The 11,185-nt window shown below is 43.1% G+C and carries 5 protein-coding genes and 3 pseudogenes; 6 read left to right on the forward strand and 2 right to left on the reverse strand.

Going from position 1 to position 11,185, the window contains the following annotated elements; all coding sequences use genetic code 11:
* Window positions 1-121: 121 nt before the first annotated feature.
* Window positions 122-1,438 (reverse strand): hypothetical protein, encoded by a 1,317-nt coding sequence (locus AB4517_RS08120; protein WP_372148173.1) that lies wholly within the window; start codon window positions 1,436-1,438, stop codon window positions 122-124.
* A gap of 200 nt (window positions 1,439-1,638) precedes the next feature.
* Here AB4517_RS08120 and AB4517_RS08125 point away from each other — a divergent pair, with 200 nt between their 5' ends.
* The 4 genes from AB4517_RS08125 to AB4517_RS08140 all read left to right on the forward strand — a co-directional run bounded on the left by AB4517_RS08125 (window position 1,639) and on the right by AB4517_RS08140 (window position 7,940).
* The gene (locus AB4517_RS08125) at window positions 1,639-2,817 is read left to right on the forward strand and encodes an anaerobic sulfatase maturase (protein ID WP_372148174.1); all 1,179 of its coding nucleotides are present in this window, start codon (window positions 1,639-1,641) and stop codon (window positions 2,815-2,817) included.
* Between the two features lie 10 nt (window positions 2,818-2,827).
* Window positions 2,828-4,357, forward strand: a complete 1,530-nt coding sequence (locus AB4517_RS08130) for a sulfatase (RefSeq protein WP_372148175.1) — start codon at window positions 2,828-2,830, stop codon at window positions 4,355-4,357.
* A 281-nt stretch (window positions 4,358-4,638) separates the two neighbouring features.
* Window positions 4,639-6,480, forward strand: a complete 1,842-nt coding sequence (gene uidA / locus AB4517_RS08135) for a beta-glucuronidase (RefSeq protein ID WP_372148176.1) — start codon at window positions 4,639-4,641, stop codon at window positions 6,478-6,480.
* Between the two features lie 110 nt (window positions 6,481-6,590).
* Window positions 6,591-7,940 (forward strand): MFS transporter, encoded by a 1,350-nt coding sequence (locus AB4517_RS08140; RefSeq protein WP_372148177.1) that lies wholly within the window; start codon window positions 6,591-6,593, stop codon window positions 7,938-7,940.
* A 366-nt stretch (window positions 7,941-8,306) separates the two neighbouring features.
* Here AB4517_RS08140 and AB4517_RS08145 read toward each other — a convergent pair.
* Window positions 8,307-9,422, reverse strand: a pseudogene (locus AB4517_RS08145) (ISAs1 family transposase); the annotation flags it as partial.
* A 587-nt stretch (window positions 9,423-10,009) separates the two neighbouring features.
* Between AB4517_RS08145 and AB4517_RS08150 the strand changes: the two are divergent.
* Window positions 10,010-10,727: pseudogene (locus AB4517_RS08150) on the forward strand (ATP F0F1 synthase synthase); the annotation flags it as partial.
* A 234-nt stretch (window positions 10,728-10,961) separates the two neighbouring features.
* Window positions 10,962-11,141, forward strand: a pseudogene (locus AB4517_RS08155) (NAD(P)/FAD-dependent oxidoreductase); the annotation flags it as partial.
* Window positions 11,142-11,185 lie beyond the last annotated feature (44 nt).

Here is an 11,185-nt window from a genome sequence, read left to right on the forward strand (position 1 = left end):
CATGCTCGGCGCACAAAAAGAGGCCTTGTCGCTATGCGACAAGGCCTCCAAGAAGATGCTAAATGCTTAACTTACAAGCATTACGAACTATTCGCCCTTGCATTATTTGTTACTTTGGCGTTTAGAAGCTATACATCGCCATAAAACCAGCTCCAAACCAGCTTAATTCATCGACATTCTCATTACCCCAGCTACCCGAACCATATTCCAGGTTAAGGTTAAGCATTAGATTCTCTGTGATTTTGTAGTCAACATAAGCATTAATGACGTGATCATCGAAGGCTCTAGGGTAATTCATGTTGACATACACGAGGTTCATTGAAAGCATTTGATCATCGATGATCATGTTCTTCTGAGCATCAACTTTTATGGTTTGTTGACCAGTAGCCGTCGCACCAGGACCAACGCGATTTCCAGCGTACGAACGGTGATCTGTTTTGTCGAATCCACGCTCAGCCCCCCCCGCGAAGGCATAGGCCTTTTCGCCAGACATGCCAGCAAATTTAGAGTCTTGCTGCCAATCTTCATCTGAGTTAGCTGCGTAGCTCACACCAAATTTGTACCCGTTGACTCCGTAGTGGGCCTTGATGCCGGCAATAGAGATGTTCTCAGCTTCGTAGCCAGAACTTTCAATGTCAGCTTTGAGTACCCCTAGAGGGTTCACTATATCGTAGTTAGTGCCGAGCATTAATTTGCCTGGACCAATATCGATATTACCAAGGAACTCAATGTAACCGCGTTGTTTAATGTCCGCTTGTACGCCGTAGCCGGAAATCACTTGAAGATTATCGCCATCGTAGAAAGCACTTAGAGCGGTTACGCCACTTTTCTTTGTGACCTTGCCATTTTCGACATAGCCATAATCGATTGACTCATCATCCGTTCGTTCAGCGCCAGATACAACGTGCGTTGCATTGAAACGAAAGTTATCAGGATTCCAATTGAACGTTGCGCCAGTACTGCGTCCGGGGGTCAGGCGATTATCGTAATCGAAGAGAAGCACACTCTCCCTCTTAGATATGGTGCGGTTACCCACTTGGAGAGACATGTCGTTAGGTAGAAAAAAGGTACCGTAGGCTGTGTAACCACCATAACTTTGTGCTTTGCCATTTTTGATTTTTACATACTTGTCACCAAAGTTGCTGTAACCAACTGGAACCGCGCCGGCAATACCAATGTTTAGCTGAAAGATATCTTTCCATAAGCCAGATTGTAAGTTGACGCGAGCGGAAGCCGCTTGTTCGTGGAAGAGGTCGTCGTATACTTCAGGTGCTTTTGGGTCAAAGAAAACACTAGGCATTTGATAGCTGCCACCGCCTGCACGTAATTGCCCGTTAGCTTTCAAATCATCGAAAAAATCGCTTGCGAATGCGGGGGCGGTTATTGCACCGAGCATTAACGTTGTAATCAAATTGATACGAACAGTTTTACCTTTCATTATGAACTCCTTTGGTATTTATGTCGCCTTCAATCTAAGCATTGCCATGCCAATGTCTATGTTGGCACACCAAAATGGTGATATGCGTTTATTTTTTGTCATTTAATAGTGATTAACTTCACTGTTTAGCCATGTTTAGTGGGGATAATTCGGGGAAAAAGATTATCTTAGGTATACCAAATTAGAAGTGACTATCCAAAATGAAGAAAATACCGTTTAGTTTGATGGGTAAGGTGACTGGTTCAACTTGCAATATTGACTGCACGTACTGCTATTACCTGAATAAGAAAGACACTGACTCTCGCCAAATCACCTTAAGTGATGAAGTGCTTGAAGCGTACATTCGCTCATACATTGACTCTCAAGGGAGAGAGGTCGAGTTTGTCTGGCATGGTGGAGAGCCATTACTGGCGGGTTTGGCTTATTTCGAGAAGATCATCGCTTTACAGAATAAGCACAACGGTGAAGGAAAGCTCATTTATAACTCTCTACAGACCAATGGGGTGTTACTCAATGACAAGTGGTGTGAATTCTTTAGCAACCATAATTTCTTAATTGGTATATCAATTGACGGCCCCGAATCAATCCACGACTTCTACCGCAAGAATAGAACGCAAAAAGGAACGCTCAACAAAGCTCTATCAGGTTTAGCGTTACTCAAAAAGCATCGAGTTGAATTCAATACCTTAACGGTAGTGACCCAGCATAGTGCGGATAAAGGTGTTTTGGTTTATGACTATTTGAAATCCCTCGGTGTTGAGCATATGCAATTCATCCCAGCGGTTGACCGTTTTGATGGGAACAATAGTAAGGTCATTTTTACCGATTCTAATGACATTGCTTACTATGATTGGTCGCTAAAAACGGGCCAGTTAAGTGAGTTCTTGATAGATGTGTTCGGCGCGTGGATCAAGCAGGATGTTGGCAAAGTATACGTTAAGCAGTTCGATAGTTTATTGGCTAGTCACTATGGATTGCCTGCAGAAATTTGCTTTCACCGTGAGAGTTGTGGGAATGCCATGGTCATGGAGAAGAATGGTGACATTTTTAGTTGCGATCACTATGTAGAAGATGATTACCGAATAGGGAACGTGCTTGAGGGTGATTACATCAAAATGTTGTCCTCTGATGCACACAGCGAGTTCTCTGACTTAAAGGGAGATTTATCCCAAGATTGTCGGTCTTGCGACTACCTATCTCTGTGTTATGGCGATTGCCCTCGATATAGATATATACCTCTTGATTCTGGTGAGAAAATGAGCTTTTTCTGCTCAGATCACAAAGCATTTTTCAAATATACAAAACCATATATGGAATATATGGTTGAACAACTACAAAACGGACTTCCACCTTCTGAAATTATGAATATTAATCTATAGGTAAAAAAACATGAATATGAAAGTGTCCCTGACAAGTTTGGCTGTGGGTTTAGCCCTTGCTGTAAATCCGGCTGTCGCTCAAGAGAAGTCGGCGAGCAAAAAGAGTGAAAAGCCTAATGTGATTTTTTTCTATGCAGATGATATGGGTTACGAGATTGGGGCGTTTGGCCATCCAACTATCGAAACTCCCAATATAGATAAGTTGGCGCTAGACGGACAACGTTGGACCAGTTTCTATGTGACATCCCCAGTATCTTCGCCAAGCCGCGGTAGTCTATTAACCGGTCGCCACCAAGTTAGAACTGGTCTATATGGTGAGAAATCAGCGGTCGTTATCGAAGAAGATCCGACGACTCAGATACCGGATAATGAGTTGACATTAGCTAAGTTAATGAAGCAACAAGGTTACGCAACAGCAGCAGTTGGTAAGTGGCATTTAGGGGGCGTAGAAGCTGCCTACCCAACTCGCCATGGTTTCGACTATTGGTACGGTATGCCTCAGTCGAACGATAACTACAAGACCTTTACTCTGTCTATGAAAGAAACGGTAGAAGCTATGAGTCGTGGCGATATGGCTGCGATTAAAGAACGTCAAGAGAAGGTGTTTGAGTCATACCTGGATCCACAACCGCATAACTGGAACATTCCGACGATTAGAAGTGAGAAGGTCAACGGAGAATACGTTGATGAACTAGTAGCGCAGCCAACTGACCAAGACTATCTAACCCATAACTTGACGCTTGAAGGTCAGAAGTTTATTGAGGAAAACAAAGACAATCCGTTTTTCTTATACCTAGCTTATGATAAGCCGCACTTACCACACTTTCATCATCCAGACTTTAAGGGTAAGTCGCCAATGGGGCCTCTAGGTGATGTTATGGCTGAGATGGATGCGAGTGTCGGTAAGATACTTGACACACTTGAGGAAAACGGCCTTCGAGACGACACATTGATTGTGCTTACTTCAGACAATGGCCCTTGGATGGTTTATGAGGTGCTGCAAGGGACGGGAGGTTTCCTTCAGAACGGTAAACAGAGTACTTATGAGGGCGGTGTTCGAGTTCCTGCAATATTCAACTGGCCAGGCAAAATCGAACCGGCGCGTGTGACGGGTATGGGTTCGACGCTCGATATCTTGCCAACCCTAGCAGCTTTAACCAATCAAGAGCTTCCAAAGGATATGGTCTTCGACGGTTATGATCTGTCGCCAACTTTGTTAGAGGGCGAGCCAACAGAACGTGTGGACATGCCTTACTACTGGGCGGGTGAAATGTTCGCTTATCGTTACGGAGACTATAAGATTCACTTTAACCTATTTGACGTGTTGAATCATGGATTTAAGAAGGTGAACTATGACAAGCCTGAGCTCTATAATTTGATGGCAGATCCGGGTGAACGCTTCGATATTGCCGCAGATAACCCTGAGATAGTTGAAGAGCTTACAAAGCGTGCTAAGGCATATGATAAGAACCTTGACCGCGCGGCGCCAATCTTCGATCAGGGTTTCCATGATGCAATGAAAAAAGACGCCAATGAGTGATTGATGTTCGTTAGTGTTGGGTAATAAAAGGTCTCCATTGGAGACCTTTTATTTTTGGTGTTCCAATTTTTCGTTTTGAGGTCTAAGCGATATAGATCACAGAAATGACCTGTAGGGGTCGTTATTTCCTGTTTTGGTTGAGTTTGCTATGACGTGGGTCACAGATAAATTGAGCGTTTATTCATATATTGGTGTTCCAAAATCATTGAATATGCTTGATTGGTATGTAGATGATTAAGGTTTTCTGATTGATGATATACCAAAACGAGAATTATAAACTTATGACTGCATTTCTATATCCTAAAGACACCTCTACACGCCGTGCAATTAATCTGGATGGTATCTGGAAATTTAAAGTGGATACTCATAATGAAGGGAGAGCCCAAGGCTGGCATCTTGGTTTGGTGGATACTATCGAGATGGCGGTACCGGCTAGCTACAATGATATTTTTACTGAAAAAGCAGTTCGCGACCATTGTGGCGATGTATGGTACCAGACTTCGTTCTTTGTGCCGGAAAACTGGGATGGCTCAGACATTCAGGTGCGTTTCGGCTCAGCAACTCATTCTGCAATCGCATACGTCAATGGCGTAGAGATAACTCGCCACCAAGGCGGTTATATGCCATTTACTGGAAACATTAACGATGTTGTTAAGTTCGGTGAAGCAAATACGTTGGTTGTTGTCGTCAATAACGAATTGTCACTTTCTACAATTCCTGCCGGTGGCGTGGCCACTTATGAAGATGGTGTAAGAGAGGTTAAACCTTACTTTGATTTCTTCAACTACTCGGGGCTTCATCGTTCGGTAAAACTACTTTCACTACCGAAAGAGCGTGTCACCGACATTACAACGATTACTGATTTTGAAGGCACAACTGGCTACATCGATTATGAGATTAATGCCTCATTGAGTAATGGCTCGACAGTGCTAGTTACTGTGACTGATGAAGAAGGCGCTCTGGTAGGTACTTCAGAGGGTGCGATGGGTCGCGTAAGCATTGAAAACGTCACGCTTTGGAAGCCAGGTAAGGGGTATCTATACACTTTACAAGTAACCATCAAAAATGAAGGCGTTCTGATTGACCAGTATCCGCTAGAAGTGGGTGTTCGAACGGTGAAGGTAGAAGGTACCAAGTTTCTTATTAATGGCGAACCTTTCTACTTTAAAGGTTTTGGTAAGCATGAGGATTCGGCGATTCATGGTCGCGGATATGATGCAGCACTGAACTTGCGAGATATGGAACTGCTGGATTGGATTAATGCCAATTCAATTCGAACCTCTCACTACCCGTATGCAGAAGAGTTTATGCAGTTAGCTGACCGTCGTGGTTTGGTTGTGATCAATGAGACGGCGGCAGTGGGTCAGTTCGATATGATGCGTTCATCAGGGGCGTTTGGCATTGCCGCTGCGGGTCAGGGTGCTGGTGGAAATGAAGCGGTCCCATTTTTTGAAGAGCCAGAAGTGGCGGGTGCAGGTAAAGAGGCGCACAAGCATGCTATCGAGGAGTTGATGGCTCGTGATAAGAATTACGCGTGTGTAGTTATGTGGTCTTTATCTAATGAGCCAGATACCTCTCAAGAAGCATCAGACGCATACTTCAAGGATATTTTTGAGTTTGCGCGACAAAATGATCCACAAAATCGCCCGATGACATTCATTAACTTCATGATGTCCCCGTACGGAAAGTGTAGGGTGCATCAGTATGCCGATGTTGTCTGCCTGAACCGCTACTATGGCTGGTATGTAATGGGTGGTTTAGAAATGCGAGACGCAGGTAAAGCGTTTGCGAAAGAGTTGGCCGGTTGGGCAACTGAAGGTAAGCCGATCGTTATTACTGAGTACGGTGCTGATACTATGGCGGGTGTGCACAAACTGCCGTCGGTTCAGTGGTCAGAAGAGTATCAAGTTGAATACTTGGAGCAACAGCATCAAGCATTTGATAGCTGCGATGCGTTGGTTGGTGAGCAGATGTGGAACTTTGCCGATTTCCAAACGTGGGAAGGCATTATCCGTGTGGATGGTAATAAAAAAGGTGCCTTTACAAGAGATCGTCAACCTAAGATGTCGGCTCACAGTCTAAAGACTCGATGGGCTGGTATTCCAGACTTTAATCACAAGTAATTAATAGATGGCTGGCACTAACGCCGGCCATTTTTTTATTCCGACATGACTAATCACGGCGAATAGAGATCGTGAATGTCCTTTTCTAGCGTGAGACTATTAGGTTAAATATGAAAACACTTACGATGAGCAATAGATTGGGTTATGCCATGGGTGATGTAGCGAACTCACTCTCTTTTGGCATGGCCTCCATGTTTCTACTCGCCTATTACACCGATGTATTGGGTATATCGGCCGCTGCCGCGGGAACATTGTTCCTAGTGGCCCGTTTGTGGGATGCTATAAATGATCCCATTATGGGGACGCTCTGTGACAGGCTGTTTAGTACATCAAAGGGGGAGAAGTTCAGGCCTTTTCTTCTTAAGGGGAGCTGGCCTGTAATTGTGGCGGCTATTCTAGTTTTTTGGGTGCCAGAGGGTTTGAGTGATACACAAAAATTGGTATGGGCGTATGTCACTTACATTGTGTATGGCATGGCTTATACGTTTATCAATATACCTTATGGTTCCCTTGCAACAGTTATGACCAAAGATCCCGAAGAGCGAGCGTCATTGTCGGGTGCTCGCGCGATGGGGGGCACGATTGGGATGGTAAGTTGCAACATCATCGTACCGATGATGCTATCTGTTTACTCTGATGATCTGGCTAAGGCGTATTTATATAGTATCTCTGGTTTAGGCGTAGTTGCTTTTATTGGTTACCTTATTTCTTATCGAACAACAGCTGAGCACATAAAGCATGAACCAAGTCCTGAAACGGCGAAAGTAAGCTTTAAAGACACAATAAAAACGCTGGCTAAAAATAAACCTTTTATTTGTGTAAGTCTTGTTTCGACGTTGATGTTGACAGCGATGTTCTGTCAGGGAAGCATGCTGTATTACTACCTATCGGTTAATTTAGATAATACTCTTTGGATTATTAGCTTCTCGGCCATTATGCAGGTGGCGGCGACGATTATGATTGCTCCAAGCGCAGGTAAATTGTGCGGCCGCTTTGGGACTAAGAAGTTAATGCTAATAGGCTTTGGTGGTACTTCAATTATAGCTACTTTAGCATTCTTCCTTCCAACGGGTGTATATGGAACGCTTTTCTTTTACGTGTTGGGCACGCCATGCTTGATGTTGCCGAATATACTTATCTGGGCAAACGTGGCCGACTGTATAGATCATAACTATGAGCTCTCCGGCCAGCGTCAAGAGGGTATTATCTACTCAAGCTATTCATTTATGAGGAAACTAGGGCAAGCGCTTGCGGGTTTTATCGCAGGTGTTGGCTTAAGTCTCGTTGGCTATGAGGCGTCTTTAGAAGTGCAAGCAGACGGCACGATGCTTGGGATCAAGATGTTCTTATTTTTACTTCCAGCCGTTGCAATGGGGGTAAGTTTCTTCATCTACCGTTTGATGTGGACTCTGGGTTCACCTTGTGCAGAACCAGGATCGAATGTGCAAGTGACGGAGTAGCCTTTAAAAATATACTAGGGGTGAAGACGTTGAAAAGGAGAACCTAGAGTTCTCCTTTTTTTGGTTTTCCAGCGAAACTGGCAAACCCCTTAGGTTGAAAGAAGCCTAAATCACCCTGATTGAGGGGAAGATAGTCCGAATCGCAAGGGCGTTGTTGGCCAACGTGATAGGCCAATTCTTTTATCTTTATATGATAGAAGACATTTTTAGCCGTAAGGTTGTGGGTTGGGAAGTGTATGAAAGCGAAGCTACTGCGAAAGCAAGTGCCTCACGATGAGTCAATACACAGTACCCTACTTAGAACATTGTTTGCGCATGATCCAAATGTAAAGCCTATTGGAGTGATAGGTAATTCAGGCCGCACGGCTAGCGCATTTTAATCCCTGACTCCAGAAGGGCTGAGCGATAATCATCATCTAGCCCTGCCATTTTCTTTTTCCTTGCCATACTAGCTGACTTAGTCGTGTCTTGTTTGAACAGTGCCATGGCGATTTTACGCATCACATTAAATACAAGTGGACCTTGTTGCTTTCGGATCCGCGATTCGTCCTCTCTAAAGGTCATATCTAGCATCCAATGCATGCTTTCAACTTGCCAATGGCTGCGCACCGCATTGAGTGCTTGCTCTGCATTTAGGTTTAATGAGCTTATATACCAGCGAGTTTCTGCTGTCTCTGTTCCTGCCGACTTATCATAAACATGTGCGGTTACTTTGATAATACTATTTAAGCCAGACCACCGAAACTTCTTATCTAACCAGCTATTATCAATCAATAATTGTTGGCAATCTCTCCTCTCGATTCGGCCATGTCCAGAGCCTACTTCAATATGCCTATCACTATTTTTATCGCTTAACCCTTCTCGTTCACACTTGTGCCACCACGCCTCTAACTCTCCTTGCATTCCGGAGTGATTGCCTTTGAGGGCAAGGATTTAATCTGCTTTTTGCTTAATGATTTGTTTTGCAATTTCTTTCTGACAGCCCATAGCATCAAGCGTGACAATGCTATTTTCAATATCTAGCATTGCCAGTAATTCCGGTATGGCCGTAATTTCATTCGTTTTACTATCAACAGCAGTTTGTCCAAGCACTAATTGGTGCTGGCAACTCCAAGCGCTAACGGTATGAAGAGCCGTTTTCCTATCTTTCGTGGTAAAAGAGCGTCGTGCAGTCTTGCCATTTATAGCGATGATATCTGCTCCAGTGACTTTAACCAGTGATGATATCCAAGATTGGAATGCATTTTCTATTTCATCGGGTTTTAAGCGACAGATGACTCGAGCGATCGTGTCATGTCGAGGTATGCCAGCGCTGAAGTCGCCATACTTTTTTAACCAATCAAGCTTTAGATGCCCAAAGTCTTCAATATCTTCCCAGCCTTCAGCCCCAGAAAGCACGGCACTAATAGCCAGAAGAAGAATGTCAAGAAGTTGGTGTTTTTTGCGTCGTTCGATACGAGGGTCAGTGATGGCATTGAAGTGATTCTAAAAAGTAGCGCTCATAGTTAATACATGCCCTGATCTGATCGCTACTTTCCTCAATAGTTCAATTTATAATGATCTTGCCGTGCTCTTTATGGACTCTCGTAGGGGGAAGTTTGATTATTTTGGGTGTTTTTATTAATGCTATTGGTTCGAAGACAATTGAGTTCAATAAATGAGTTAGATCTTTCAATGTGGTGGCATAGTGAATTTAGCCACTCAATTAGAAGTTTTGCAATGTCTGAAGTAATCCTTTAAATGCTAATTATGCAAAATCAATGACTTACAACTATCCAAATCCTTCATTAGATGGATTTGGACAGTTGTATGATCACCAAGGGATTCTGTCGTATCGTAATTCGAGTGATCAGATTTTGTGGCTGTGGTTGACTCATAATTAAGTATCTAGAGAGAAGGCGTCTTATTACTCGCTCTAAAAGTTTCAAACTTTATTGTCACAATTCTGTTGTTCAGAAGGTGGCTACGTTAATATAGTTTCAAACTCTATTTTCACTTTTTCTATCTAGCGCTACGTAGTGTTAACCCCTACACGGGAGAAAAGTTTCGATCTTTAATGTCCGTCGACATATGCCCCTGATCACAACCTAGACGAGGATTCGTGGTTTAAAATCGATAACTTTAGTCAGCAGCCATACTGTCTTGATATTCTTATAGCCGATTTTGATTCAAAAGATTATGACGATCTTCCAAAAGCTAAGTTCAAAGACATTGCTCAGCTTTATGCGGTTCAAGGCGATAATTTTTATTGTTCAAAAAATAACGCCTTCCCTTTTTGTCACCAAAAAGATGATTGCATTCGGCGAAGCTGCGGAGCTTGAAAGTACTGAAAAGCGTTTGGTAGTTAATCAAGTGGCTGATGCTGTCTACTACAAAGCGCAGGATAAGTTAATATTTAAGAGCCTAGCGACAATATCTAGTATTTTTAAAGGTATTGATGAGCTCTACAAAGAAGCCACAAAAGAAGAGGTTGAAAAATTTTTAGAAGAGGACTTTATCGAACTTTCTGATGGCTATGATACGTCTAAAGTATCGAAGCCTAATCGTAAACGTATCGCATTGGCAATGGATACACTGGCGGCATTACCAGTGGAAGAACGAGATCAAATGTACTCGTATATTCATAGTTACTGTGAGCAAAAGCTAACGTTCGATAAAGAAAACAGTAAGTTTGAAATCAACTCAGACGATGAGCTGAAATATTTGCTCTACGGTATTGAACAGCGTTTTTACACTACACCGTTAGGGCGTGAAAAACGCTTGGCTAATTCAGTCCAACCAATGTAATACACTAGTTGAATAGTTATGCGTTGTTATTTGATGTTATCGGGTTCTTAGCAAAGCTCATGACATCTCCCGAATGTGGTTCAAAAACGTGGGTATAACCATTGTTGAATTGCTAATTTGGTTTTTACATCAGTGCGCTTTATTGAGAACTTACAGCGCTGCAAGTTAAATTTGAAGGATAAAATGCAGAATTGATAAATTGTATTTTGACAACTTTTGTACTGTGTTAGGAATACAGCGGAAGTGACTCTAGGCGGTGTGGACACCAATCATCTATCTTCAAAAACCATGGAATGTAAGACGGTTTCTGGCCTCTACTTCATCGGTGAAGTAATGGACGTAACAGGTTGGTTAGGAGGATATAACTTCCAATGGTGCTGGAGCTCTGGCTTTGCAGCAGGCCAGTGGGTTTAAGCTTTTAGCTTACTCACTAGATTTTAAATTATATAAAAATGGCG

It is taken from the genome of Vibrio sp. 10N.222.52.C3 (genome assembly GCF_041474195.1).
Taxonomy (GTDB): Bacteria; Pseudomonadota; Gammaproteobacteria; order Enterobacterales; family Vibrionaceae; genus Vibrio; species Vibrio crassostreae_C.